Genomic DNA, 26,280 nt, shown 5'->3' with positions numbered 1-26,280 from the left:
ATCAACCCTCCCGACTTTCAAAGTCGATGCGCGGATCGACCAGGGTGTAGGTAATGTCACCGATCAATTTCACGATCAGCCCCAGTAAGGTGAAGAGAAACAGCGTGCCGAACACCACCGGATAATCCCGGTTGATGGCGGCTTCAAAACTCATCAGGCCCAGACCGTCGAGGGAGAAGATCACCTCGATCAGCAGCGAGCCGGTAAAGAAAATGCCGATGAAGGCCGCGGGGAATCCGGCAATGATCAACAGCATGGCGTTACGGAACACATGCCCGTAAAGCACGCGGGTATTGGTCAGGCCTTTGGCGCGTGCGGTCACCACGTATTGTTTGTTGATCTCGTCGAGGAAGCTGTTTTTGGTCAGCAGGGTCAGCGTCGCAAAGTTGCCGATTACCAGCGCGGTGACGGGCAGGGCGAGGTGCCAGAAATAGTCGAGAATCTTGCCGCCCAGGCTCAGGTCGTCGAAGTTGTTCGAGGTCAGCCCCCGGAGCGGGAACCAGTCGAGGTAACTGCCACCGGCAAAGACCACGATCAGCAGGATGGCGAACAAGAACGCCGGGATTGCGTAGCCGACGATAATCGCCGAGCTGGTCCATACGTCAAACGAGCTACCGTGGCGCGTAGCCTTGGCGATGCCGAGCGGGATCGACACCAGATACATGATCAGGGTGCTCCATAACCCCAGTGAGATCGACACCGGCATCTTCTCGACGATGAGGTCGATCACCTTGGCGTCGCGAAAGAAACTCTCGCCGAAATCGAGTTGGGCGTAATTCTTGAGCATGATCCAGAAACGTTCCGGCGCCGATTTATCGAAGCCGTACATTTTCTGGATTTCCGCCACCAGCTCAGGGTCGAGGCCTTGCGCGCCGCGGTAATTGGAACCTGCCACCGAGACTTCCGCGCCGCCGCCGGCTATCCGGCTGGTTGCGCCATCGAAGCCTTCGAGCTTGGCAATCATCTGTTCAACCGGGCCGCCCGGAGCGGCCTGGATGATGATGAAGTTGATCAGCAAAATGCCGAACAGGGTCGGGATAATCAGCAGCAATCGTCGGAAAATATACGCCAGCATGCTATTGCTCCGCGCCCGTGGCTGGGGTGGCTGGCGCCTGTGTTTCAGCATTTTCCGGCGGTGTCGTCACTTCACGTACCCACCAGGTGTTAAGACCGATGTCGTACTGCGGGGTGACTTGCGGATGCTCAAGCTTGTGCCAGTACGCTACCCGCCAAGTGGTGATGTGCCAGTTGGGGATCACGTAGTGGCCCCACAACAGTACGCGGTCGAGTGCGCGGGTGTAGTTGATCAGGTTTTCGCGTGAGTCGGCTTTGATCAGGCCTTCGACCAGGGTGTCGATTGCCGGGTCTTTAAGACCTATGAAGTTGCGGCTGCCAGGGTTGTCGGCGCTGCTTGAATGCCAGTATTCGCGCTGCTCATTGCCGGGCGAGTTGGACTGGCCAAAGCCGCCCACGATCATGTCGAAGTCCCGCGAGCGCAGGCGGTTGATGTATTGCGAGACGTCCACGCGGCGGATTACCAGTTCGATACCGAGATCGGCCAGATTGCGCTTGAAAGGTAGCAACACGCGCTCGAATTCGGTTTGCGCGAGGAGGAACTCAAAGCTCACCGGACTGCCTTGCGCGTCGACCATCTTGTCGTCTACAACCCGCCATCCAGCCTCTTGCAGCAGCTGATAAGCGCGGCGTTGGTGGTCGCGGATCATGCCGCTGGCATCGGTGACCGGGTTGATGAATTCGTCGGTGAAGACCTTGGGCGGAATCTGCTCGCGCAAGGGTTCAAGCAGCTTCAACTCGGCCGGGCTTGGCAAGCCTTGAGCTGCCAGCTCCGAGTTGTCGAAGTAGCTGTCGGTTCGGGTGTAGGCGCCATTGAACAGCTGCTTGTTGGCCCATTCAAAGTCGAACAACAGGCCAAGCGCTTCACGCACCCGTGGGTCTTTGAACAGGGGACGGCGAATGTTGAAGATGAAGCCCTGCATGCCGGTCGGGTTGTAGTTGCGGATTTCTTCCTTGATCAACTGGCCGTTGGCGACGGCCGAGTTGTTGTAAGCGGTGGCCCAGTTCTTGGCGCTGGTTTCCAGCCAGAAGTCGAACTGGCCGGCTTTCATGGCCTCGAGTGCGACGGTGTTGTCGCGGTAGTAGTCGATGCGCATCTTGTCGAAGTTATAAAAGCCGCGATTAACGGCCAGGTCTTTGCCCCAGTAGTCCTTGACGCGTTCATAGACGATCGAGCGTCCGGCCTGTACTTCGCTGATTTTATAAGGGCCGCTGCCGACCGGAATATCCAGATTTCCCCTGGCGAAGTCTTTGTCTGCCCAGTAATGCTTGGGCAACACCGGCAACTGGCCAACAATGAGTGGCAATTCGCGGTTGCCGGCGTGTTTGAACACGAAGCGAACCTGATGCGGGCCTTCGATCTCGACCTTGTCGACGTCGGCGTAGTAGCCCTTGTACATCGGGGCGCCTTTTTCCATCAGCGTCTCGAAGGTGAATTTAACGTCTTCTGCGGTGAGCGGCTGGCCATCATTGAAGCGGGCTTCTTTGCGCAGGAAGAAACGCACCCAGCTGTTGTCCGGGGCTTTCTCAATTTTCTCGGCCACCAGACCATATTCGGAAAACGGCTCATCCAGGCTGTGCGTGGTCAGCGTGTCGTACATCAGCCCGAGGTCGTCGGCCGAAACCCCTTTGTTGATGAACGGATTGAGGCTGTCAAAACCACCGAAACCGGCTTGGCGCAATGTTCCGCCTTTGGGGGCATCGGGGTTGACGTAATCAAAGTGCTTGAAGTCGGCCGGGTATTTCGGCGCTTCGCCATAGAGCGTCAGCGCATGTTGCGGTGCGGCCTGCACAATACTGGCGAGGCTGAGAAGCAAGACGGCACTGCAATGGCCGAAAGTGGTGCGCAAAGAAAGCATTAGCGGGCATTCTCCGTAGGTTTCAGCCACCAAGTGCGCAGGCCGAGTGTGTAGGGCGGCGTGGTGACGAAGGCGAACCGGTTGCGGTAGGCCAGGCGATGATAATTGATGTACCAATTCGGGATGGTGTAGTGCTGCCACAGCAGAACGCGGTCGAGGGCGCGGGTGGCGGCGATCTGTTGCTCGCGGGTTTGCGCGTTCAGCAGCTTGTCGAGCATCAGGTCGACTACCGGATTATCAATCCCCGCGTAGTTTTTGCCGCCACGAACCTTGGCTTGGCTGGAGTGAAAATACAGCCACTGCTCAAGCCCCGGACTGAGGGTCTGCGGAAGGGTCAGCAGGATCATGTCAAAGTCGAACTGGTCGAGGCGTTGCTTGTACTGAGCGCGGTCGACCGTGCGCAAATTGGCCTGTATGCCGATGCTGGCGAGATTGCGGGTGAAGGGTTGCAGAATGCGTTCAAGGTTCGGGTTGACCAGCAGAATTTCAAATTGCAGTGGTTGGCCCTTGGCATTCTCAAGGCCCGTACTGCCGGTTTCCCAACCGGCATCGGCTAATAGACCCAGGGCCTTGCGCAAGGTTTCACGCGGAATACCATGACCTTCGGTATGCGGCATCTTGAAAGGCTCAGTGAGCAGGCCTTTGGGCAACTGATCGCGCACCGCTGAAAGTAACAGCCACTCGGCCCCTTTGGGTTTGCCCGTGGCTGTGAATTCGCTGTTGGGGTAATAGCTGTTGGCGCGGGTGTAGGCATTGTTGAACAGCGTGCGGTTGGTCCACTCGAAGTCGAACATCAGCCCCAGCGCTTCGCGCACTCGGCCGTCGGAAAACGTAGCGCGGCGGCTGTTCATGAACAGCGCCTGAGTCTGCGTGGGAATCTTGTGCGGAATTTCGGCGCGCACTACTTCGCCACGATTGAGCGCAGGGAAGTTATAGCCATTGGCCCAGTTCTTCGCCTGCTGTTCGATATAGAAGTCGAATTCGCCAGCCTTGAACGCTTCGAACGCGACATTGCTGTCGCGGTAAAACTCGACATTCACGGTGTTGAAGTTGTACTTGCCCTTGTTGACGGCAAGGTCCTTCCCCCACCAGTTTTTCACCCGCTCAAAGCGCAAGCTGCGGCCGGGGCGTACATCGGTGATCTTGTACGGGCCACTGCCCAACGGCGGGGTGTAAGTGGTCGCCTGGAAGTCGCGGTCTTTCCAGTAATGCTGTGGCAACACCGGCAGCTCACCGAGGCGCAGGATCAGCAGCGGGTTGCCGGAGCGCTTGAACACGAAGCGGATGCGATGCCGATTGAGAATGTCGACCCGCTTAACTTCCTGCAAGTTGGTGCGGTATTGCGGATGGCCTTCCTTGAGCAGCAGGCGATAGGAGAATGCTACGTCGTAGGCAGTGATCGGCTTGCCGTCGTGAAAGTGCGCCTGCTTGCGCAGATTGAACACGACCCAGCTGCGGTCTTCGCTGTATTCGACCGATTCGGCAATCAGGCCATAGCTTGAGGCGGGCTCGTCGCCGGAGGGGTCATAGGCGCCGGTGCCGACCATCAGCGTCTCGTTCAACTCATTAACGCCATATTGCAGGAAGTTGGCGGTCGAAACCGGGCTGGTGCCCTTGAACGTATAAGGATTGAGCGTATCGAAGGTGCCGGAAGCCATCACGGTGATGCTTCCGCCCTTGGGCGCTTTCGGGTTTACCCAGTCGAAATGGGTAAAATTGGCGGGGTACTTGAGCGTGCCGAACTGAGCATAGCCATGACTTTTGGTGATCGTCGCCCAAGCGGGCAGGCTAATTGCCAAACTGATCAACACTGTGAGGAGGGCACGTATCAAGTAAATATCCGGTCCGTGGCAGCTTTATGGGCTTCTGGTTGGGTACAGTAACAGCTTGTATCGGCAGGAAAAAGGTTGATGCCGCAGCGAGTTTGAGCAGGCGCTCAATCAAGCCACGAAAAGGCTGGGGAAGGGGGCGGGTGCAGGCGCGGCGGTTACGCTGGAAAGCACCTGCACCGCCGATTGCCGGCGATGCAGGTTTGGCTTAGCGCGGCAGACGCAGAGTCAACGTCTGGCCAGGCTTGAGGGCGCTGCTTGAGCGTGGGTTCCAGGTTTTCAAGTGCTTCATAGGCACTTTGAAGCGCTGAGCAATCACTGACAGCGAGTCGCCTTTACGCACTTTATAGTAGGTTACGGCGCTGCGGCTGCGGCTGCTGGTGCTGGTTTGGGCTTTCAGCGCCAATACCTGACCGGCGCGCAGGTTGTTGTTTTTCATGCCGTTCCAGCGCTTCACATCATTGATGCTGACTTTATTGGCGCGGGCGATGCTCGACAGGCTGTCACCGCGTTTAACGGTGTACTTGGTATTGCTGCGCTGGTTGCTGGCAAGGGCTTGTTGCGGCGCCAGCGGCGACCCTGCACCCATCGGCAATGTGAGTTTTTGGCCAATACGCAGGCGGTTGCTGCTGAGTTTGTTGGTTCTCTTCAATTCGGCAGTGGCAACGCCGTAGCGTCTGGCGATGCTGCTCAGGTTGTCGCCACGACGAACCGTGTATTGCTGCCATTTGAGCAAATCTTGCGGTTTCAGATTGGCCAGCGTGGCTGTTACCTGATCGGCTTTATCCATCGGCACCAACAGACGTTTGGGGCCATCCATGGTGACATGACGCTTGAATGCCGGATTCAGCAGGTACAGCTCGTCGGGATCGACATCGGCCAGCTCGGCAATGCGGTTGAGGTCCATTTCCTGCTTGAACACAACCTGCTCGAAATAGGGCTCGTTTGCCACCGGGCTCAGCGCCACGCCGTAAGCATCCGGGCTGAGGACCACTTGCGAGATGGCCAGCAGCTTGGGCACGTAGTTGCGCGTCTCTTCAGGCAGCGGCAGATTCCAGTAGTCGACCGGCAGGCCAAGCTTCTGATTGCGCTCGATAGCCCGGCTGACACGGCCTTCACCGGCGTTGTAAGCCGCAAGTGCGAGCAGCCAGTCACCGTTGAACATGTCGTGCAGGCGCGACAGATAGGTAATGGCTGCGTGCGTCGAGGCCATTACGTCACGACGGCCGTCATACCAGCTGGTCTGGCGCAGATTGAAGTGCTTGCCAGTCGCTGGCATGAACTGCCACAAACCCACCGCCTTGGCATGCGAGTAAGCGAACGGGTTATAGGCACTCTCGATCATGGGCAGCAGCGCCAGCTCCATCGGCATGTTGCGCTCTTCGAGCTGCTCAACAATGTAATGAATGTAGGGGCTGCTGCGATCACTGGCGGTGCGCACAAACGAAGGGTTGCTGGCGAACCACAGGCGTTGTTGTTCGACGCGCGGGTTTACGCCGATCTCTTCCTGTAGTTTGTAGCCTTCGCGAATCCGCTCCCAGATGTCCTGAGGCTGGGTTTGTTCGCTCAGCGTGGTCCACTCGACTTCAGGTTTTGAGCTTGCCGGGTTGACCGTTTTAAGGTTGGCGGCGTCGTTACTGTCGATGGATTGACAGCCGGCCGCGATTGCACAGAACATCACCACGAGCGCTTTCGCTGTGTGTGCTAATGCCTTTGAATTCAATGGTTTAGCTACAAGTAAAGGCATTAGAAAGAGTGTTCGATCCGATTCAGAGGTCGGGCGATTCTAGGAATCGACAGCGGCATGGTCAAGTTTTGACCAGCGTTTTTGCGACCTGAGTAGCCTCTAAAAGGAATCTTTCCAGCTGCGCAAGGCAGCGAAGGCCTCTACTGGCGTACGCTGCGACCGACCGTCGCGCTCTTGTAATATTTCATTAACAGACAATTCGTTGCAGCGTAAAAATGGATTGGTCTTGAGCTCCAGACCGATGCTTGATGGCAAACTGATTTCACCTGCTTCGCGCCATTCAGTGACCTGCTGCATGCGTTGTTGCAGCGCCTTGTTGCCGGGTTCGGCGGCAAGGGCAAAGCGCAGGTTGGAGAGGGTATATTCGTGGGTGCAATATACTGCGGTTTGCTCAGGCAAGGCGGCCAGGCGGCTCAGTGAGTCGTGCATTTGCGCCGGAGTGCCTTCAAACAGTCGCCCGCACCCGGCGGCGAACAGCGTGTCGCCACAGAACAGCCAGTGTTGCTGGGCCTGATAATAGGCAATATGGCCCAAGGTATGGCCCGGCACTTCGATGACCTGCAACGTGTGGCCGAGTACCTCGACGCTGTCGCCTTGCTTGAGGCTGACATCGCGGCCCGGAATTTTCTCACTGGCAGGCCCGAGCACGCGGGCACCGGTGCGTTGCTTGAGTTTTTCAATGCCGCCGACATGGTCAAAATGGTGGTGAGTGATGAGAATATCGCTGAGTTGCCATTGCGGATGCGCATCGAGCCAGGCTTCTACGGGCGCGGCATCACCGGGATCGACCACCGCGCAGCGCTGCTGCTCCGGGTCTTGTAACAACCAGATATAGTTGTCTGTGAATGCGGGGAGGGCGTCGATAGTTATCATGTTGCTCATCGCTTATCTGCACGTAAAGGTGCATCTTAAGCCTCAATGCTTCACACGGCTACGCAGGTATTAATATGTCCGAGCATCCTTTTGCTCAAGCAGATGCCGATTGGCTTAAATTGATCGGCGACGCCCGTGACTGGTTCAACGGCCCCGTTGGCAGCATGCTGCTCGGCGCCGAACAACGCATGCTGGACGAAGAACTGCAGCGGTTTTTCGGCGGCTACCTCGTGCATTACGGGCCTTCGGCTGAGCCAGCTGCGAATGCCGATAAAATTCAGCGCAGCGTGCGCCTTGGCGCACCCTTCAGCGGCGTCGAGATTGCCTGCGAAGAACAAGCCTGGCCGTTGACCGAATACGCCGCTGACGTGGTCCTGCTGCAACACGGCCTGGACTTCAGCCTTTCACCGCACGGTTTGTTGCGCGAGGCCGCCCACAGTGTGCGGCCCGGCGGCCATATGCTGATCATCGGTATCAACCCGATCAGTGCCTGGGGCGCGCGACATGTGTTCGCCCGTGATGCGCTGGGGCGTGCGCGTTGCTTCGCGCCGAGCCGGGTGAGCGACTGGTTGCACCTGCTGGGTTTTGCGCTGGAGAAACGCCGCTTCGGGTGCTATCGTCCGCCGCTTGCATCGTCAGGCTGGCAGTCGCGATTGGCGTCGCTGGATTCCTGGGGTGATACCTGGCAATCACCGGGCGGCGGCTTTTATCTGCTGGTCGCACGCAAGCTGGTGAGTGGTATGCGGCCGATACGTCAGTCAAGGCGTGAGCCGCGCGGTGTTCTGGTGCCGATGCCGGTGGCTAATGTGAGCCGTTGTGAGCCCGAGCAGTCGAAGAACCCGCCAGACTAATTATTTTCGTTTAAAGGCTCTGCATGTCTGAACAAGTTGTGATCTATACCGACGGCGCCTGCAAGGGTAATCCTGGCGTGGGTGGCTGGGGCGCTGTGTTGGTTTATAAAGGTGTAGAAAAAGAGCTGTGGGGCGGCGAGGCCGAAACCACCAACAACCGCATGGAACTGACTGCGGCGATTCGTGGCTTGCAGGAACTCAAGCGCCAGTGCGACGTGCGCCTGGTAACGGATTCGCAATACGTGATGCAGGGCATTCAGGATTGGATGCCCAACTGGAAAAAACGCGGCTGGAAAACCGCCGCCAAACAACCGGTTAAAAATGCCGATCTGTGGCGTGAGTTGGACGAGCAGGTTGGCCGGCACAATGTGACGTGGCAGTGGGTGCGTGGCCATACCGGCCATCCGGGTAATGAGCACGCCGACCAGTTGGCTAATCGCGGTGTCGATGAAGTGCGCGGCTTGGCCTGACGGCCCCGTAACTGTTAATGGGCAAGTGCTTTCGCGTTTGTCTGGCAATCTGCGGCCAGGCCGGGATTTACCAAAGTTTTGCTGAGTTGCCGTGAGCGCGTTAGCGGCAGCCAAGAGAGGGTGATACACAGTGGCGAATGAAGATGTAGTTAAAAGGCTGGTCGTACTCGATACCGAAACTACCGGTATGCCGGTTGGCGACGGCCATCGGGTAATTGAAATCGGTTGTGTCGAGTTGATGGGCAGACGCCTGACCGGGCGTCATTTCCATGTCTATCTGCAACCCGACCGGGATATCGACGAAGGCGCGATCGCCGTCCACGGTATTACCAACGAATACCTGAAGGACAAGCCGCGCTTCAAGGAAGTCGCCGAAGAGTTCTTCGAGTTCATCAAGGGCGCGCAACTGGTTATCCATAACGCCGCGTTCGACGTCGGCTTTATCAATAACGAATTTGCCCTGATCGGTCAGCAGGATCGTGCTGATATCAGTGATCACTGCAGCATTCTCGATACCTTGGCCTTGGCCCGTGAGCGCCACCCGGGCCAGCGCAACAGCCTCGATGCGCTGTGCAAACGCTATGACGTCGACAACTCGGGCCGTGATCTGCACGGCGCCTTGCTCGATGCCGAGATTCTGGCCGACGTCTATCTGGCGATGACCGGTGGCCAGACCAACCTGTCGTTGGCTGGCGAAGGGTCTGAAGGCGATGGCACCGGACGCCAGCAGCCGAGCCCGATTCGGCGTCTGTCCGGCGAACGTGCGCGTGGCCCGGTGATTCGCGCCAGTGAAGAAGACCTCGAAGCGCACCGTGCGCGTCTGGCGGTGATTGAAAAGTCAGCCGGCGCCTTGCCGCTGTGGCTGCAACTGGAGCAGCCAAGCGCTTAATAGTCCGCGTAGCTGCGTCGCCGAGAACGCTCCGCCGGTTTATCCCGCGGGGCGTTTTTTATGGGGCGATTAAACGCGCGCAATGATCAGCACCCGTTACTGAGCTGAGTACTGTTTGTTGTTTCTATTATGGCGGCGCGACGTTTTCTTACAGGGTTCCACGACAGGGGGTTACGCCGAGGCAGGCTTGGCTCTAACCTGATGTTATAGGCGGCCGCGTGCTGCCATTTTCAGGGAATCCACAATGTATAAAGATCTAAAGTTTCCTGTCTTGATCGTGCACCGCGACATCAAAGCCGACACGGTGGCAGGTGACCGCGTGCGGGCCATTGCTCATGAGCTTGAGCAAGAAGGCTTCAGCATTATCAGCAGCGCCAACTCTGCCGAGGCGCGCATTGTTGCGTCCACCCACCACGGCCTGGCGTGTATCTTGATGACCGCCGAAGGCGCCGGTGAAAATCAGCACCTGTTGCAAGACATGGTCGAGTTGATCCGCATCGCGCGAGTGCGTGCGCCGCAAGTGCCGATTTTCGCCCTGGGTGAACAGGTGACCATCGAAAATGCTCCGGCTGAGGCGATGGCTGACCTCAATCAGCTGCGCGGCATCCTCTATCTGTTCGAAGACACCGTCTCGTTTCTTGCCCGCCAGGTTGCCCGCGCCGCCCGCAATTATCTCGATGGCTTGCTGCCGCCGTTCTTCCGCGCTCTGGTGCAACATACCGCGCAATCCAATTATTCCTGGCATACGCCAGGCCATGGTGGCGGGGTGGCCTACCGGAAAAGTCCGGTGGGGCAGGCGTTCCATCAGTTCTTTGGTGAAAACACCCTGCGTTCTGACTTGTCGGTGTCGGTGCCAGAGCTGGGCTCGCTGCTCGATCACACCGGGCCGCTGGCGGAAGCTGAAGCGCGTGCGGCGCGCAACTTTGGCGCCGATCACACCTATTTCGTTATTAACGGCACCTCGACCGCCAACAAGATCGTCTGGCACAGCATGGTCGGACGTGATGATCTGGTGCTGGTCGATCGCAACTGCCACAAGTCGATTCTGCACTCGATCATCATGACTGGCGCGATTCCGCTTTACCTGTGCCCGGAACGCAATGAGCTGGGGATTATCGGGCCGATTCCGCTCAGCGAGTTCAGCCGCGAGTCGATCCAGGCCAAGATTGATGCCAGCCCGCTGGCGCGCGGTCGCGCGCCCAAGGTGAAACTGGCGGTGGTGACTAACTCGACCTACGACGGCCTTTGCTATAACGCCGAACTCATCAAGCAAACCCTGGGCGATAGCGTCGAGGTGCTGCATTTCGATGAGGCGTGGTACGCCTACGCCGCGTTTCATGAGTTCTACAGCGGGCGTTACGGCATGGGCACCTCGCGTGAGGCCAATACGCCGCTGGTGTTCAGCACCCATTCCACGCACAAACTGTTGGCTGCCTTCAGCCAGGCCTCAATGATTCATGTTCAGGATGGCGGCGCACGTCAGCTGGATACCGATCGCTTCAACGAAGCCTTCATGATGCACATTTCGACTTCGCCGCAGTACGGCATTATCGCCTCGCTCGATGTGGCCTCGGCGATGATGGAAGGGCCGGCCGGTCGCTCATTGATTCAGGAAACCTTCGATGAAGCCCTGAGCTTTCGCCGGGCGCTGGCTAACCTGCACAAGCATCTGGCAGCAGACGACTGGTGGTTCAGTATCTGGCAGCCGCCGCAGAATCATGGCGTCACCGATGTCGCCACGCAGGACTGGCTGTTGCAACCGCAAGCCGACTGGCATGGCTTTGGCGACATTGCCGAAGACTATGTATTGCTCGACCCGATCAAGGTCACGCTGGTTATGCCTGGCCTCACTGCTGGTGGCAAACTCGATGAGTTCGGTATTCCGGCGGCGGTGGTCAGCAAGTTCCTCTGGGAACGCGGGCTGGTCGTTGAGAAGACTGGCCTGTACTCGTTTCTGGTGCTGTTCTCGATGGGGATCACCAAAGGCAAGTGGAGCACGCTGCTCACCGAGTTGCTGGAGTTCAAGCGGTGTTACGACACCAATATGCCGCTGATCGAAGCATTGCCGTCGATTGCCCGCGAAGGGGCTGGGCGTTATCAGGGCATGGGCTTGCGTGATCTGTGCGATCAGCTTCATCAGTGCTATCGCGAGAACGCCACGGCGAAAGCGCTCAAACGCATGTACACCACACTTCCGGATGTCGCCATGAAACCGGCCGATGCGTATAACGAATTGGTTCGCGGGGAAGTGGAGGCGGTACCGGTAGCTGAGCTGGAAGGACGCATCGCCGCGGTGATGCTGGTGCCATATCCGCCAGGTATTCCGCTGATCATGCCCGGTGAGCGTTTCACTGCCGAGACCCGCTCGATAATTGATTATCTTGAGTTCGCGCGAAACTTCGACAGCAGTTTCCCAGGCTTCGATGCCGATGTGCACGGCTTGCAGATCCAGCAAACAGAACAGGGCAATTGCTACACCGTGGATTGCATCAAACAGTAGCCTCCCTACAGCACGCAGCGGGGCCATGTTGGTGACTGCTGCGTATTTCTTCACACACTCGCATTCAATTGATTACCGCGAATTTCGATTTTTCGCTTTAAGCTCGACGCCGTGGTCTGCGTCACAGAGGCCGGCATCGACTTTTAAGCGGCTCTTGTTATAGTTGGCGGGTTATTAATAAGAAATAAGTTCCTGCAAAGAGGGTGGCTTACGTGTCCGAGTACAAGGCATTTCGTGTCGAACTGGCAGACAAAATCGCGGTGGTTACGATAAACCGTCCGGAAAAAGTCAATGCAATGAATGCAGACTTCTGGACCGAAATCATCGATATTTTCCGCTGGGTAGATGCCACGGATGAAGTCCGTGCAGTTGTGCTCACCGGCGAGGGCAAGCATTTCTCGTCCGGCATCGACCTGATGCTGCTGGCGCAGGTCAGCAGCAAACTGGGTAAAGATGTGGCCCGCAATGCGCTGACATTGCGCCAGACCATTCTCACCCTGCAGGGCTCATTCAATGCCGTCGACAATTGTCGCAAGCCGGTGCTGGCTGCCATTCAGGGCTATTGCATTGGCGGCGCGATCGACCTGATCAGCGCCTGCGACATGCGCTATTCAACGCCGGATGCGCAGTTCTCGATCAAAGAAATCGACATGGGCATGGCCGCTGATGTAGGCACCTTGCAGCGCCTGCCACGCCTTATCGGTGATGGCATGATGCGCGAACTGGCCTACACCGGGCGCACCATCGACGGCACCGAAGCGCAAACAATCGGCCTGGTTAACCGGACCTTTGCAGACAAGACCGCACTGCTAGACGGGGTGATGGAAATCGCCCGCGAAATTGCCAGCAAGTCGCCTGTGGCCGTGCGTGGCACCAAGGAAATGATTCGCTATATGCGTGATCACCGCGTCGATGACGGCCTTGAATATATCGCCACCTGGAATGCCTCGATGCTGCAGTCGGAAGACATGCGCATCGCCATGACTGCGCACATGACCAAGCAAAAACCTGAGTTTGCCGATTGATGGCCTCTTTTAACGTGTCTTCATTTTTGCCGCGGGAGGCGCTTTAACTCATGGCTTCAGGTGTAACGTCACTAAGTCTGGTGCGCGATGAATTATTCGCGACCATGGAGGAGGCTGAGTCCAGCCTTGAGCAGTTCATTGCTGAACGCATGAACGGCAGCCTGTTGCAGCAGGCGGTGGAAAATCTGCAACAGGTTCGCGGCACCCTCAAACTGATCGAGCTGACGGGCGCCGAGTTGCTGGCGCAGGAAGTGCTGGATCAGGCCACGGATATTCCAACCGGTGCTGGCGAGGAGCGTGACGCGCAATTGTCGGCCCTGAGTAATGCGCTGCACGTGCTGCGGCGCTATCTCGAAAGCATGGACACCCATCGCCAGGAAATCCCCGAACTGCTGCTGCCGGCGATTAACGACCTGCGCAGAAGTGGCGGTCAGCCGGCGCTGGCAGAAAGCTTTTTCTTCAGTGTGCGCCTGGATATGCCACGCCCACACGCACCGACGCAGGCGCTGGATGCTGCCGCCAAGGAAGCGCTGGGGCGCAAGATGCGCCGGGCTTATCAAGTGGGGCTGTTGGGCTTTATCAAGCAACAGGCAACCAAGGCCAGCCTGACGCTGATGTGCAAGGCCATGAGCCGTATTGACCAGTTGTTTGCCAATGAATCACGCGGGCGTCTGTGCTGGGTTGCCAGCGCGGCCCTGGAGGCTCAACTCGATGGCGACATGCTGGTGCGCAACTCGCGCAAACAGCTGTTCAGCCGCCTTGATCGTGAGCTGAAAAAACTGCTCAATTCGGCGGATTACGAACCGCCGCGCAGTTTGCTCAAAGAGCTGCTGTATGTTGTGGCGTTGTCGGACAGTTCAGGCCCGCTGGTCACCTCTATTCGCTCGGTGTTTCGTCTGCCGTCGTTGCCGTTTACCGACCAGTTGCTTGAGCAGGAATACCTGCGACTGGCCGGGCCGGGTCAGGCGGTTATCCGTTCGCTTACCTCGGCAATTCGTGAAGAGCTGAGCAGCGTCAAAGACAGCCTTGATCTGATCGAGCGCGGCACTCTGGATGAGGAGAATCTGAGCAACCTTTACGCCCTGATCGGCAAGCTTGGCAAGACGCTGGGCATGGTCGGGCTCAGCTCATCCGGTCACGCGCTGGCTGAACATCTGCCAGTGGTGGCGAACTGGGTTTCCGGCAATGCGCCGCAGCCGGGCGAGCTCAACAAGATTGCCGACTCCGTGCTGTTTGTCGAAGGTATGGTGGCCTCGCTCAGCAGTGGTTCGAGCAAGCGCAGCCAGCGTAAGACACCTGCTGCCGAGGTGTCAGAAGTGGACATGTTCGCGTTGTTGCAACTCAATGAAGCGCGAATTGTAGTGATCGATGAGGCGAAAACTAGCATTGCCCTGACCAAACGCTCGGTCACGGCCTACCTCGAATCGAATGGCGAGCGCAGCCATCTGGCCAATGTGCCTTTCAGCTTGCAGGCAGTTCGCGGCGGTTTGTGGTTTCTCGGGCAGGAGCGGGCAGCCGCGTTGGTTGGCGCTTGCGCTGATTATATTCAGGAACAAATGCTCGACATCAGCCAGATTCCCAGCGAGCAAACCCTCGAATCACTGGCCGATGCGCTGGCAAGTCTGGAATACTATCTGGAGACTGAACAGTCGGCACAGAACAGTGATGGTACGAGCGTGCTCGACATGGCCAGTGAAAGTATTCGGGCATTGGGTGTACAGGTAGCCGCGTAATGAGTTGGAAACCCTCGCTACTCGACACAGCAGAGCCGGGTGGCTGGTGTCTGCTGCATTGTGAACAGCACTTCCTTGGAGATGCCAATGGCGTGCTCTTTCCGCGTGAGTGGCTGAAAAAACAGGACTTGCCGTTACTCGAAACCGAGCACGGGATTGGTCATTTCAAAGGCGATGCGGTTTACCTGTTGCAGGTTGATCGGCCAGTCGATTTGCCGGGCTGTCAGTGGCAGAGTCTGCGCCAGTGGATGATGCAGGGCGACGCCGACACCTTTGCGTTGCTCGGCTACGCCGCGCAGATTGCAGTCTGGGCGGCGCACAACCGTTTCTGCGGCAGTTGCGGCAATCCGATGCAGCAGGTTGCGGGTGAACGTGCGATGCATTGTGAGCGTTGCGCGGTACATCATTATCCGCGCTTGTCGCCGAGCATGATTGTGCTGATTACACGTGGCGACGAGATCCTGCTGGCACGCTCAAAGCGCTTCGTTACGGGCATGTACAGCACGCTTGCAGGCTTTGTTGAAGCCGGCGAGTCGGTCGAGCAGTGCGTGCACCGTGAAGTGCTGGAAGAGGTCGGCGTGCGGGTTCACAACCTGCAGTATCTCGGCAGTCAGGGTTGGCCGTTCCCGCACTCGCTGATGCTCGGCTTTCATGCCGAGTTCGCCTCTGGTGATATCGTCATGCAGGAAGATGAGATCGAAGATGCACAGTGGTTCAGTGTGCATGATCTGCCGCCGCTTCCCGCCAGCCGTTCAATCGCCCGTTTCCTGATCGACGTTTACGTTGCGCGTCGTTTAGGCCTGCCCGAACCAGTGCTGCCAGGCTAGGCGCACGGTCAGCGCCAGCACCACCATAATGAACACCGGGCGGATGAACTTGGAGCCGCCCTTGATCGCGGTGCGCGCGCCAATGAATGCGCCACACATCAGCGATAAGCCCATGCAAATCCCCAGAACCCAGGCGACTTGACCGCTGGCGATAAAGATCGCCAGGGCGCAGATATTGCTGACGAAGTTCATGCTGCGCGCCACGCCGCTGGCGCGTACCAGATCGAGCGGATAGAGCAGCAGGGTCGATACTGTCCAGAATGCACCGGTGCCGGGGCCAGCGACGCCGTCGTAAAAGCCGAGGCTGAGGCTTTGCGGCCATTGCCGACGCTTGGGAATGATCACGTCCGGCGCGCTGTGCGTCTCTGGCGTGCGGCCAAACAACAGATACAAACCGCAGCCGAATACCACCACTGGCAGCATTTGATTGAGCAGATGGGCTGGCAGCCATTGCGCCACTGCTGCGCCAACCAGCGCGCCGATGGCGGTGCCAATCAGCGCATTGCGCCATTGCCGTGGATGAAACAGATTGCGCCGGTAAAAGGTGAAGCTGGCAATCGCTGCACCAAAGGTCGAGCTGAGTTTGTTAGTGCCAAGGACCAAATGGGGCGGCAGGCCTGCGGTGAGTAATGCCGGGATGGTAAGCAAGCCGCCGCCGCCAGCAATTGCATCAATAAAGCCTGCAAAAAACGCTACCAGCGCAAGAATTAGCAGAGTGGTAGGTTCAACCGCGAGATCAAAAGGCAGTAGCATACGTCAGCAACACCAGTGTCTGTGGCGCAGTCAGATCACGGCGCCCGGGGAATGAAGCTGCGCATAATGCCAGTATTTTGCTGCTTAAGGGATGTGGTTAATGCAATACAACGGTTTGGCTTTGGCTACCGGCCTGCTGGCGCTGATTATCACCTTGATAGCGCTGCGTATTCTGTTTGGCGGCCACTGGTTTCTGGCGTGGCTGCGCGGGATGTGCGGGCTGGTATTTGCAGGGTTCGCCGCAGTCCTCGGGCTGGTGGCCTATGACCTGCTCAGTTACGCGACTATTCCGGCAGAGCAGCCACTGGCAACGCTGAGCTTCAAGGCGCAGGAAGATGCCTATGAAGTGACCATCGTCGAGCACGATCGCCAGCGCACGGTGACTCTCGAAGGTGACCTGTGGCAGCTGGATGCACGCTTGTTCAAATGGAAGAGCCTTGCCGAGTTGATTGGTATGGAGCCAGGTTATCGCCTGGAAAAGCTCTCCGGACGTTTTCTGGCTATCGAGCAGCAGCAACGTGCGCGGCACCAACAGGTTGCGCTGGGCCATAGCTTGTATGGCATAGACCTGTGGCGTTGGTTGCGTCTGGGCCAGCACGACCTGCTGGTATTTGACGCGCAGGCAGTTCGGGTGGACTTTCTGCCAATCGCCGACGGCGCGCAGTACTCTGTCGCGTTAACGCCGACCGGCTTGTTGGCGCAGCCGATCAATCCGACTGCGGAGCGCGCACTGCGCAACTGGCAATAAACAGTTTATTAGCCAATCAAAAAGGGACCCGAAGGTCCCTTTTTTTGTAGCGTTGTTGCCGCTTGGTATCAGGACAGGAAGCCGCCGTCTACGTTCAGCGCAACGCCTGTGGTGTAGCTCGAAGCGTCGCTTGCGAGATACAGCACGGTGCCGGCCATTTCACTTGGATCGGCTACGCGCTTCAGCGGAATACGCTGCAGGGCAATATTCAGAATAGCGTCGTTCTTGGTCAGCGCAGACGCAAACTTGGTGTCGGTCAGGCCTGGCAGCAGGGCGTTGCAGCGGATGCCGAACTGCGCGCATTCCTTGGCAAACACTTTGGTCATGCTGATAACGGCCGCTTTGGTCACCGAGTAGATGCCCTGGAACTCGCCGGGCGAAACGCCGTTGATCGAGGCCACGTTGATGATGCTGCCGCCGCCGTTCTGCTTCATCAGTTTGCCGCCTTCAATTGACATGAAGTAGTAGCCACGAATATTCACATCAACGGTTTTCTGGAAGGCGCCGAGGTCGGTGTCGAGCACGTTGCAGAATTGTGGGTTGGTGGCGGCGTTGTTGACCAGAATGTCGAGACGGCCGAACTGCTCGCGGATCTGCGCGAAGACGCTGGAGATTTGTTCCATCTCGCCAATGTGGCAGGCGATGGCAGTGGCTTTGCCGCCGTCGGCGATGATTGCATCAGCGACTGCCTGGCAGCCTTCGATCTTGCGGCTGGAAACAATCACGTGCGCGCCTTGCTGAGCGAGCAGGCGGGCGATGGCTTCGCCGATGCCACGGCTGGCGCCGGAAACAAATGCAATCTTGCCGTCGAGGTCAAACAGTTGAGTCTTGGACATGCGTATCCCCTGAAACTAAGCCAGCTTAGAGCTGAGATTTGTTAATGACTTGCAGGCTCATTTGTTCGAGCAGTTTGTTCATGTGAATGAACTGCGCGAAGCGTTTGTCCTGAGTTTGGCCGTGATAAAAGCGGTAGTAGATCTGCTGCACGATGCCGGCCAGGCGGAACAGACCGTAGGTGTAGTAGAAGTCGATGTTGCTGATTTCAATGCCGGCACGCTGGGCGTAATACTCTGCGAATTCCTTGCGCGAAAGCATACCCGGCGCGTTGCTTGGCTGGCGGCGGGTCATTTGCACGGGCGCCGGATCATCCGCTTCGACCCAATAGGCGAGCGTATTGCCCAGGTCCATTAGCGGGTCGCCGATGGTGGTCAGTTCCCAGTCGAGCACGCCGATGATGTTCATCGGGTTCTGCGGATCAAGAATCACGTTATCGAAGCGGTAGTCATTGTGCACAATGGCCGGCTTGGGGTGGTCTGCGGGCATCTTCTCGCGCAGCCAGGCCTTAACCGGCTCCCAATGCGGCGCATCGGGCGTCAGGGCTTTCTCGTAGCGATCCGCCCAGCCATTGATCTGGCGGCTGACATAGCCTTCAGGCTTGCCCAGATCTCCGAGGCCGCAAGCCTCATAATCGACGTTATGCAGTTCGACCATCTTGTCGATAAAGCTTTCGCACAGCTTGCGCGTTTTGCCGGCGTCGAGGTTCAGCTCAGCGGGGATTTCCGAGCGCAGGATGATCCCGTTGACACGCTCCATGACATAAAACTCGGCGCCGATTACCGACTCATCGGTGCAGTGCACATAAGCCTTTGGGCAGTAGGGGAAACCGTCGTTGAGCTGATTGAGAATGCGAAATTCGCGGCCCATGTCATGCGCGGACTTGGCCTTGTGACCGAATGGCGGACGCCGCAGGACGAACTCTTTCTCGGCGTATTCAAGGAGGTAGGTCAGGTTGGACGCGCCGCCCGGAAACTGGCTGATTTTGGGCGTGCCGCTGAGCCCGGAAATATGGCTCTTGAGGTACTGGTCAATGACAGCTGCGTCGAGTTCTTCGCCATCGCGTATACGCGTGGACTGATCAGTGAGCGCCATGGTTATCCCTTCTGCTTATAATGGTGGCCCAATATTATTGGCTAATCTAATGCGACCCTTGGGTGCCAGCAAGCACTACATGCTGTTATAGGCGTGAGTGTTGCACCTCAATCAAGCTGCCTGATTAATCGACATCGGCGCCGGCCAGGCGAAAAAAAACCGGAGTCCAGGACTCCGGTTTTTTACACTGCCGAGCGCATAAAGCGTCCGTTTCAGCTGCTTAAACTGGGAACAGTTCGCTCAGCTTCATCGCCAGCATCATGTCGCCTTCAGCGCGCAGTTTGCCAGACATGAATGCCTGCATACCGTCGGTTTCGCCGCTGGTGATGCCTTTCAGGGTTTCTTTGTCCATGATCAGCGTTACGTTTGCGTCCGGGTTGTCACCTTGCTGAACATCGCAGGTGCCGTCTTTAACGATCAGGGAGTAGTTCTCGCCGTCTTCGATGTTGAACTGGAACACCAGGTCCAGGCCTGCTGCTGCAGAGGCGTTGAACTTGGATTGCATGGTATTGATGATGTCTGCAACGCTCATGGTTTCTTCCTTTTTTTCAGGTTTTGCACCTTTTAGTGGTGCATTGGGCCAATGCTCAGCGATAGGTGATGAGCTGTGGCGCCTTCAATAATTGCAGATGTGCGTGACTATTGAAGGAAGCCAGTTGCACCGAGTTGCCGCGAAACTTAAGACAACTCAATGATGTATTTACAATTTGCCAGTTCAACTCGAAGGCCGCCGCTACAGGCAGCCCGGTAATCAGGTGAAGCAGGGCGGTGATGGTGCCGCCCGAAGTAAACACTGCAATATTCTGTTTGCTCTGCGCCGAGTCTAGCAGCCCTTGCAGACCCCCTTGCACTTGCTCGACGAAGGCGCTCCAGCTCTGTAGGCCCGCTATGTCGTACTCGCCCGATACCCAGCGCATGATCAGCAACGAAAACAGGCGCTGAAACTCGGCGCGGTGCTGGGCTGCGTTGCGCATGATATCCAGCGCTTCAGGTTCATCCTGAAGAATGCCGGGAAGCAGAGCACGCACTACAGCATCTGCATCAAATTCATTGAAGGCGGCATTAATCTCATGATCCGGCACGGCTATCCCGGCGCTGTGCAATTTGCTCAGGGCGGAGGTGGCCGTGTGTTGCTGGCGTTGCAGGTCGCCGCTTACGCAGCGGTCCAGTGTGACCCCGAGTTGCGCCAGATACTCGCCAACCACTTCTGCCTGACGAATGCCAATATCAGACAATTTGTCGTAATTGTCGGCGCCGAATGAGGCTTGGCCATGTCGAATCAGATAAATGCTACCCACGTCCGTTATTGCTCCGGTACGTTGAAAGTTTGGCGAGGTTATGGGCTCCAGTGGCGTTGTGTCAACGAAAAAACATACGCTTGTTTGAATTTCCCATTTTAACCCTGCCGCGTTCGCCATAAACCGCTCGAAAAACCGCTTTGGCGCAATTGATCTTGCGCCAAACGAAACGCTCGGGCGAGTGATTCAGCAACTGAAATGATTAATCATTCATGGTTGCGCAGCACTGCTGGCCGGTTGCGGTTGGCCTCGGTATGCTTGGGCGAATGGAGCCGCCTGGCGCGGAGCAAACGGTGTATCGAGAAGGGGATGTGAGTGGAGTTTTTTACAGATTACCTGGGCTTTCTGGCCAAGACCGCAACGGTGGTTGTGGCCATTGCCATTGTGCTGATCCTGACGGTAGCGCTGCGCAGTAAAGGACGCCGTAAAACCGGCGAGCTGCAGGTCGATAAACTTAACGACTTTTATCAGCAACTGCGCCACGGCCTGGAGCAGGCAACGCTCGGCAAGGCGCAATTGAAGCTCAAGCACAAGGCCGAAGAGAAGGCCGCCAAGCACGAGAAAAAACACGGCTCGGAGAAACCGCGCCTGTTCGTGCTGGATTTCGATGGCGATATCAAAGCCTCGGCGACCGACAATCTGCGCCATGAAATTACCGCGTTGCTGAGCATGGCGACGCCGCAGGATGAAGTGGTGCTGCGCCTGGAAAGCGGCGGAGGCATGGTGCATAGCTATGGCCTGGCTTCATCGCAGCTGGCGCGCGTGCGTGAGGCCGGCGTGCCGCTGACTGTTTGTGTCGACAAAGTGGCGGCCAGCGGCGGTTACATGATGGCCTGCATTGGCGAGAAGATTATCAGCGCCCCGTTTGCGATTCTCGGCTCTATTGGTGTGGTGGCGCAGTTGCCTAACATTCATCGCTTGCTGAAGAAAAATGATATCGACTTTGAAGTGCTCACCGCCGGTGAATACAAACGAACCCTGACCGTGTTTGGTGAGAATACTGAAAAGGGTCGCGAGAAATTTCAGGAAGATCTTGAGCAAACCCATGAGTTGTTCAAAGGTTTTGTGGCGCGCTATCGCCCGCAACTCGATATCGATGCAATTGCCACGGGTGAAGTCTGGCTGGGGCTCGCGGCACAAGAAAAGCTGCTGGTCGACGAGCTGAAAACCAGTGACCAATACCTTGCCGAACATTTGGCCAGCCATGATCTGTATCACCTGCACTTTGCCACCCGTAAGTCATTGCAGGAACGTGTAGGGTTGGCTGCCAGTGTGGCGCTTGATCGTTTCGCCCTGACCTGGATCGGGCGTCTCACCCAACAACGTTTCTGGTAAGTTTTCGACAACAAGCGAACAGGAAGCACAATGAGTCAATTCAAAGCATTGCAAGTGCGTGAAGCGGCGTCTGGCGAGTTCGAGCAGACAGTGGTTATGCGTGATATTAGCGAGCTGCCCGAAGGCGAATTGCTGATTCGGGTCAAGTACTCATCGTTGAACTTCAAAGATGCGCTGTCCGCTTCAGGTAACCGTGGGGTGACCCGCAAGTTCCCGCATACGCCAGGTATTGATGCGGCCGGGATTGTCGAGAAATCCAGTGTGGCGGAGTTTCGCGCGGGTGATGAGGTGATCGTCACCGGTTACGACCTCGGCATGAATACCGCTGGCGGCCTTGGCCAGTACATTCGCATTCCCGCTGGCTGGGCGTTGAAGCGCCCTGAAGGCCTGAGCATGCGTGAGGCGATGGTGCTCGGCACTGCCGGCTTAACGGCGGCGCTGTGTATCGACAAGCTAGAACAGGCCGGCATCACACCGGACGCGGGGCCGATTCTGGTCACCGGCGCTACTGGTGGCGTCGGTACAATCGCGGTGGCCTTGCTGACCAAGCTGGGTTACAGCGTGACAGCCTCGACAGGCAAAGCCTGGCAGTCGGATTTTCTCAAGGCGTTGGGCGCCAACGAGGTGACCTTGCGCAGCGTGCTTGCCGAAGGCGTCGAGAAACCGATGCTCAAAGAGCAGTGGGCAGGCGCGGTTGATACCGTTGGCGGGGATATCCTGTTTAACGTGGTCAAGTCTTTGCGTTATGGCGCCAGTGTGGCCTGTTGCGGCCTGACCGCTGGTATCGAGTTCAAGGCCAGCGTGCTGCCGTTCATCTTGCGTGGCGTCAACTTGCTGGGCGTTGATTCGGTGGAGTTGCCATTGGTGGTCAAGGCCTCAATGTGGGACAAGCTTTCCTTGCAGTGGAAGCTCGACTCCCTGGAAAGCCTGGTGACTGAATTGCAGCTTGAGCAGTTGCCCGAAGCGTTGGGCAAAATCCTGGCTGGCAACATGGTTGGCCGGGTACTGGTTAATCTCGATTAGTCTGGCGTTTGCTGGCCGAACCTGAAATGCAAAAAGCCCCGCAAATTGCGGGGCTTTTTGTTGCTTCGGGTAGTGCTTAACCGCGGCGGCGGAACAGTGGCAACGTCTGGTCGCTACTGGCCTGATACACCTCGGAGAACTCGCTGAAGGCCAGCAGAGCGCTTTCGGCGTCCTGATCCTCACGCAGTGCGAAGGCATCAAAGCCGCAGCGCTGCATGGCGAACAGCTGGTCACGCAGCACATCGCCAATCGCCCGTACTTCACCCTTGTAGCCATAACGCTGACGCAGCAGGTAGGCGGTGGAGGAGTGACGGCCATCGGTGAAAGCCGGGAAGTTCAGGGCAATAACCTGAAAGTTGTCCAATTGATCGGCGATTTCTTCGATCTCATCGCCGGCATCCAGCCACACACCCAAGCCGCCATCGCGTGCTTTCAGTGCCGGGCCGTGATCCACCCAAAGGCCCAGCGGCACGATGATATCGTCACAGTTTGGCAGGCTGTCGAACGCGGCGTCTTTTGGCAGCAGATGCCAGGTTTCATCAATCAGCTGGCCGTTCTTAATTATTCGCTGCATAAACGCGCTCCTTGAAGAGGTCGACACCAATACGGCGATAGGTGTCGAGGAAGCTTTCTTCTTCGTTCCGTTGCTCGACATAGACGTTGATGATCTTTTCGATCACGTCGGCCATGTCTTCCTGGGCAAACGATGGGCCGAGAATCTGCGCCAGGCTGGCGTCACGACCGGCGCTGCCGCCGAGTGAAACCTGATAGAACTCCTGACCTTTCTTGTCGACGCCGAGGATGCCGATGTGGCCAACGTGGTGGTGACCACAGGCGTTCATGCAGCCGGAAATGTTGAGATCGAGATTGCCGATATCAAACAGGTAATCGAGGTCGTCGAAGCGACGCTGGATGGCTTCGGCAATCGGCAACGACTTGGCGTTGGCCAGCGAGCAGAAGTCGCCACCCGGGCAGCAGATGATGTCGGTCAGCAGGCCGATGTTCGGCGTTGCAAAACCGTTATCGCGCAGCTCGCCCCACAATTCGAACAGACGGCTTTGTTCAACGTCCGCCAGAATGATGTTCTGGTTATGGCTGTTGCGCACTTCTTTGAAGCTGTAGCGGTCGGCCAGATCGGCAATCACATCCAGCTGCTTGTCGGTCACGTCCCCAGGCGCTACACCGGTAGGTTTGAGCGACAGGGTAACGGCCACATAGCCCGGCTTCTTGTGCGCGAAGGTGTTGCGCTGACGCCAGCGGGCAAAGCCCGGGTGCTGTGCATCCAGTTCGGCAAGCTCGCCGCTGAAATCATTCAGTTCACGGTAGGCCGGGTCGGTGAAGTGAGCGGCCACGCGCTGAATTTCTGCTTCGGTCAGTGTGCTCGGGCCATCCTTGAGGTGGGCCCATTCGGCATTTACACGCTCAGAGAAAACCTCTGGAGTGAGCGCCTTGACCAGAATCTTGATGCGCGCCTTGTACTTGTTGTCACGGCGGCCATAGCGGTTATAAACGCGCAGGATCGCATCGAGATAAGTAATCAGGTGCTGCCACGGCAAGAATTCATTGATGAAGCTGCCAACCACGGGCGTACGGCCAAGGCCACCACCGACCGACACGCGAAAGCCCAGCTCTCCGGCTGCGTTCTTCACGGCTTCAAGGCCAATGTCGTGGACTTCGATGGCCGCGCGGTCGCTGACAGCGCCATTCACGGCAATCTTGAACTTACGCGGCAGGTGCGAGAATTCCGGGTGGAAGGTCGACCACTGACGGATGATTTCGCACCACGGACGCGGGTCAACGACTTCATCTTTAGCAACACCGGCGAACTGGTCGGTGGTGGTGTTGCGGATGCAGTTACCGCTGGTCTGGATCGCGTGCATTTGCACGGTTGCCAACTCGGCCAGAATCTGCGGCACGTTTTCCAGGTCCGGCCAGTTGAACTGGACGTTCTGGCGCGTACTGATGTGGGCATAGCCCTTGTCATAGTCGCGGGCAATCTTGGCCAGCATCCGCACTTGTGTGGATGACATCAGGCCATAAGGCACAGCGATGCGCAGCATGGGCGCGAAGCGCTGGATGTAGAGGCCGTTTTGCAAGCGCAAAGGGCGAAATTCTGCTTCACCGAGTTCTCCTGCGAGATAACGGCGAGTTTGATCACGAAACTGCTTTACGCGGTCATCGACGATGTTTTGATCGTACTGGTCATATACGTACATGAAAGGTCCTGTTATCAGGCTGCTTACAGCAAATCTGCGCGCACGGCCGCGCCTCAAGCGAGAGCGCAGGCAAGATACCAGCTAAGGGTTATGCGCAAAAGTGAAGTTTAAGCATATCAACAGAACTTAATGTGCTAAGAGCGCGCTAAAACATAACCTTCGCGGTGGTAGAAGCGCCTTGGCTGGTCTTAAATGCTAATAGCTTGCCGAGTTGGCGGGCGTACATAGCCTTATTTTTCGATGTGTGGCGCAGACAATCAAAATAACAGGGGGTATGCCAATGTCCGATCATACTGAGCACGAGAACAACGACAGCGCGGTAGACGCCACGGCGATTTTTGCCTTGATCGTCATTGCCGTCCTGACTGCCGTTTACTGGGTCAGTCACCAGTAATTCAGGGAAAACAAAAAGCCGGAGACAGCTGATTGCTCCGGCTTTTTCTTGCCTGCATTGCAGGTGCCAGCCTTCAAGGTGATTTATACCCCGGCGAAATACAGCACCGTGCGTACCAGCGCATAAAGCACCAGTACAAATACCAATGTGGCCAGCAGGCCCAGAATAATGAAGTGGCTGGGCTTGCCGCGTGAGAAGTCGCGCGAACGGTTTTTGCCGCTCTGCACTCCAAATGCGGCGGCGATGATGCTCTGCAGCATTTCCCAGAGTGTCAGCGGGCGTTGTTCTTCATCATCCATGTGTACCTCCTGAATCCGTAAACCGGCATGCAGCTGCTTACTCAACCAATCTTGAGTATGGCTGAAAGTTTGTGCTTGGCGGATCGGTGCTTACTCAGCTCATGCTCGGCTCACAGGTAATGGCGGTAGTGACCGAGTTGGCAATGAAGCATTTTTCATGGGACTGGTGATGCATGGCTTCAAGTTTGGTTGAGTCAGGGTGATTGGGCCCACTGAATTGCACATGCGGGCGCAAGGTTACGCGGGTAACGGCAAGACGCCCCTGCTCATTTTTGCCCATCATGCCCTCGGCCTGATCCTTGTAGCTGGCCACCGCGAAGCCGTTCTCCAGCGCAACGGACAGAAACCAAAGCATGTGGCAACTGGAAAGGGCAGCGACGAACGCCTCTTCCGGGTCAACAGCGCTGGCATCCGACCAAGGCAGCGGTACCACGTGCGGAGACGATGAAGCCGGCATGCTCAGCCCGCCATCAAACGTCCAGGTATGCGCACGGCTGTATTGATTGCTCAGAAACGGCTGATCGCCGCAGTGCCATTCGATTTGCGCAGTATGTTTGGCCATTGCCACTCCCGTGTGTTCAGTGGATCAATACCTGCCTATCAAGGCG

The 26,280-nt window shown here is 57.3% G+C and carries 24 protein-coding genes; 10 read left to right on the top strand and 14 right to left on the bottom strand.

Annotated elements, in window-relative coordinates; genetic code table 11:
• Position 1: 1 nt before the first annotated feature.
• The 5 genes from BM395_RS12205 to gloB all read right to left on the bottom strand — a co-directional run bounded on the left by BM395_RS12205 (position 2) and on the right by gloB (position 7,382).
• A complete protein-coding gene (locus BM395_RS12205; RefSeq protein WP_069900172.1) occupies positions 2 to 1,075 on the bottom strand; it encodes a microcin C ABC transporter permease YejB in 1,074 nt (357 codons plus the stop codon).
• A gap of 1 nt (position 1,076) precedes the next feature.
• Positions 1,077 to 2,933, bottom strand: a complete 1,857-nt coding sequence (locus BM395_RS12200; protein ID WP_090512172.1) for an extracellular solute-binding protein — start codon at positions 2,931 to 2,933, stop codon at positions 1,077 to 1,079.
• A complete protein-coding gene (locus BM395_RS12195; RefSeq protein WP_090512287.1) occupies positions 2,933 to 4,762 on the bottom strand; it encodes an extracellular solute-binding protein in 1,830 nt (609 codons plus the stop codon). The genes BM395_RS12200 and BM395_RS12195 overlap by 1 nt, the downstream gene beginning before the upstream one ends.
• Before the next feature lie 208 nt (positions 4,763 to 4,970).
• Positions 4,971 to 6,509, bottom strand: a complete 1,539-nt coding sequence (locus BM395_RS12190) for a LysM peptidoglycan-binding domain-containing protein (RefSeq protein WP_090512170.1) — start codon at positions 6,507 to 6,509, stop codon at positions 4,971 to 4,973.
• A 99-nt stretch (positions 6,510 to 6,608) separates the two neighbouring features.
• Positions 6,609 to 7,382, bottom strand: coding sequence for a hydroxyacylglutathione hydrolase (gene gloB, locus BM395_RS12185; protein ID WP_090512285.1), 774 nt, complete (start codon positions 7,380 to 7,382; stop codon positions 6,609 to 6,611).
• 74 nt (positions 7,383 to 7,456) lie between these two features.
• Between gloB and BM395_RS12180 the strand changes: the two genes are divergently transcribed.
• The 7 genes from BM395_RS12180 (at position 7,457) to nudC (ending at position 15,677) form a co-directional block, all read left to right on the top strand.
• Positions 7,457 to 8,233 (top strand): class I SAM-dependent methyltransferase, encoded by a 777-nt coding sequence (locus BM395_RS12180; RefSeq protein ID WP_069900175.1) that lies wholly within the window; start codon positions 7,457 to 7,459, stop codon positions 8,231 to 8,233.
• Between the two features lie 23 nt (positions 8,234 to 8,256).
• Complete coding sequence (gene rnhA / locus BM395_RS12175; RefSeq protein WP_069900176.1) at positions 8,257 to 8,703, top strand: ribonuclease HI; 447 nt, start codon at positions 8,257 to 8,259, stop codon at positions 8,701 to 8,703.
• Between the two features lie 130 nt (positions 8,704 to 8,833).
• The gene (gene dnaQ, locus BM395_RS12170) at positions 8,834 to 9,592 is read left to right on the top strand and encodes a DNA polymerase III subunit epsilon (protein WP_090512168.1); all 759 of its coding nucleotides are present in this window, start codon (positions 8,834 to 8,836) and stop codon (positions 9,590 to 9,592) included.
• A gap of 244 nt (positions 9,593 to 9,836) precedes the next feature.
• Positions 9,837 to 12,092 (top strand): Orn/Lys/Arg family decarboxylase, encoded by a 2,256-nt coding sequence (locus BM395_RS12165; RefSeq protein WP_090512165.1) that lies wholly within the window; start codon positions 9,837 to 9,839, stop codon positions 12,090 to 12,092.
• Between the two features lie 212 nt (positions 12,093 to 12,304).
• A complete protein-coding gene (locus BM395_RS12160; protein WP_069900178.1) occupies positions 12,305 to 13,117 on the top strand; it encodes a crotonase/enoyl-CoA hydratase family protein in 813 nt (270 codons plus the stop codon).
• A gap of 50 nt (positions 13,118 to 13,167) precedes the next feature.
• Positions 13,168 to 14,850, top strand: a complete 1,683-nt coding sequence (locus BM395_RS12155; protein ID WP_069900179.1) for a FimL-related protein — start codon at positions 13,168 to 13,170, stop codon at positions 14,848 to 14,850.
• Positions 14,850 to 15,677, top strand: coding sequence for an NAD(+) diphosphatase (nudC, locus tag BM395_RS12150; protein ID WP_090512163.1), 828 nt, complete (start codon positions 14,850 to 14,852; stop codon positions 15,675 to 15,677). Before BM395_RS12155 ends, nudC begins: the two co-directional genes overlap by 1 nt.
• Here nudC and BM395_RS12145 read toward each other — a convergent pair.
• The gene (locus tag BM395_RS12145) at positions 15,645 to 16,424 is read right to left on the bottom strand and encodes a TSUP family transporter (protein WP_090512283.1); all 780 of its coding nucleotides are present in this window, start codon (positions 16,422 to 16,424) and stop codon (positions 15,645 to 15,647) included. The genes nudC and BM395_RS12145 overlap by 33 nt on opposite strands.
• Positions 16,425 to 16,530: 106 nt before the next feature.
• On the opposite strand from BM395_RS12145, the gene BM395_RS12140 reads away from it, so the two are divergent.
• A complete protein-coding gene (locus BM395_RS12140) occupies positions 16,531 to 17,178 on the top strand; it encodes a hypothetical protein (RefSeq protein ID WP_090512161.1) in 648 nt (215 codons plus the stop codon).
• A 68-nt stretch (positions 17,179 to 17,246) separates the two neighbouring features.
• Here BM395_RS12140 and BM395_RS12135 read toward each other — a convergent pair whose 3' ends face one another.
• The 4 genes from BM395_RS12135 to BM395_RS12120 form a co-directional block, all read right to left on the bottom strand.
• On the bottom strand, positions 17,247 to 18,014 hold the full coding sequence (locus BM395_RS12135; protein ID WP_069900182.1) for an SDR family oxidoreductase: 768 nt from the start codon (positions 18,012 to 18,014) through the stop codon (positions 17,247 to 17,249).
• Between the two features lie 25 nt (positions 18,015 to 18,039).
• Entirely contained in the window at positions 18,040 to 19,107 is a 1,068-nt protein-coding gene (locus tag BM395_RS12130; RefSeq protein WP_069900183.1) for a phosphotransferase family protein, read from the bottom strand.
• Positions 19,108 to 19,327: 220 nt separating this feature from the next.
• Positions 19,328 to 19,639: an SCP2 sterol-binding domain-containing protein gene (locus tag BM395_RS12125; RefSeq protein ID WP_069900184.1), complete on the bottom strand. Its 312-nt coding sequence runs from the start codon at positions 19,637 to 19,639 to the stop codon at positions 19,328 to 19,330.
• Positions 19,640 to 19,694: 55 nt separating this feature from the next.
• Entirely contained in the window at positions 19,695 to 20,405 is a 711-nt protein-coding gene (locus BM395_RS12120; RefSeq protein WP_090512158.1) for a histidine phosphatase family protein, read from the bottom strand.
• A 315-nt stretch (positions 20,406 to 20,720) separates the two neighbouring features.
• On the opposite strand from BM395_RS12120, the gene sohB reads away from it, so the two are divergent.
• Both sohB and BM395_RS12110 read left to right on the top strand, forming a co-directional pair.
• On the top strand, positions 20,721 to 21,740 hold the full coding sequence (gene sohB / locus BM395_RS12115) for a protease SohB (protein ID WP_090512156.1): 1,020 nt from the start codon (positions 20,721 to 20,723) through the stop codon (positions 21,738 to 21,740).
• 30 nt (positions 21,741 to 21,770) lie between these two features.
• The gene (locus BM395_RS12110; protein ID WP_069900187.1) at positions 21,771 to 22,763 is read left to right on the top strand and encodes a YhdH/YhfP family quinone oxidoreductase; all 993 of its coding nucleotides are present in this window, start codon (positions 21,771 to 21,773) and stop codon (positions 22,761 to 22,763) included.
• Positions 22,764 to 22,839: 76 nt separating this feature from the next.
• Here the strand turns inward: BM395_RS12110 and BM395_RS12105 are convergent, their stop codons facing one another.
• The 4 genes from BM395_RS12105 to BM395_RS12090 all read right to left on the bottom strand — a co-directional run bounded on the left by BM395_RS12105 (position 22,840) and on the right by BM395_RS12090 (position 26,234).
• Positions 22,840 to 23,337 (bottom strand): DUF934 domain-containing protein, encoded by a 498-nt coding sequence (locus tag BM395_RS12105; RefSeq protein WP_090512153.1) that lies wholly within the window; start codon positions 23,335 to 23,337, stop codon positions 22,840 to 22,842.
• Positions 23,321 to 24,979, bottom strand: a complete 1,659-nt coding sequence (locus tag BM395_RS12100) for a nitrite/sulfite reductase (protein ID WP_090512151.1) — start codon at positions 24,977 to 24,979, stop codon at positions 23,321 to 23,323. Before BM395_RS12100 ends, BM395_RS12105 begins: the two co-directional genes overlap by 17 nt.
• A gap of 477 nt (positions 24,980 to 25,456) precedes the next feature.
• Positions 25,457 to 25,672 carry a DUF2970 domain-containing protein gene (locus tag BM395_RS12095; protein WP_069900190.1) on the bottom strand — a complete coding sequence of 72 codons (216 nt, stop codon included), beginning with the start codon at positions 25,670 to 25,672 and terminating at the stop codon, positions 25,457 to 25,459.
• A gap of 94 nt (positions 25,673 to 25,766) precedes the next feature.
• Positions 25,767 to 26,234: an OsmC family protein gene (locus BM395_RS12090; RefSeq protein ID WP_090512149.1), complete on the bottom strand. Its 468-nt coding sequence runs from the start codon at positions 26,232 to 26,234 to the stop codon at positions 25,767 to 25,769.
• Positions 26,235 to 26,280: the final 46 nt, after the last annotated feature.

The sequence above is a fragment of the Pseudomonas marincola genome, from assembly GCF_900116605.1.
In the GTDB taxonomy this organism is placed as follows: Bacteria; Pseudomonadota; Gammaproteobacteria; order Pseudomonadales; family Pseudomonadaceae; genus Aquipseudomonas; species Aquipseudomonas marincola.
This window is presented reverse-complemented; position numbering and strand designations above follow the sequence as displayed.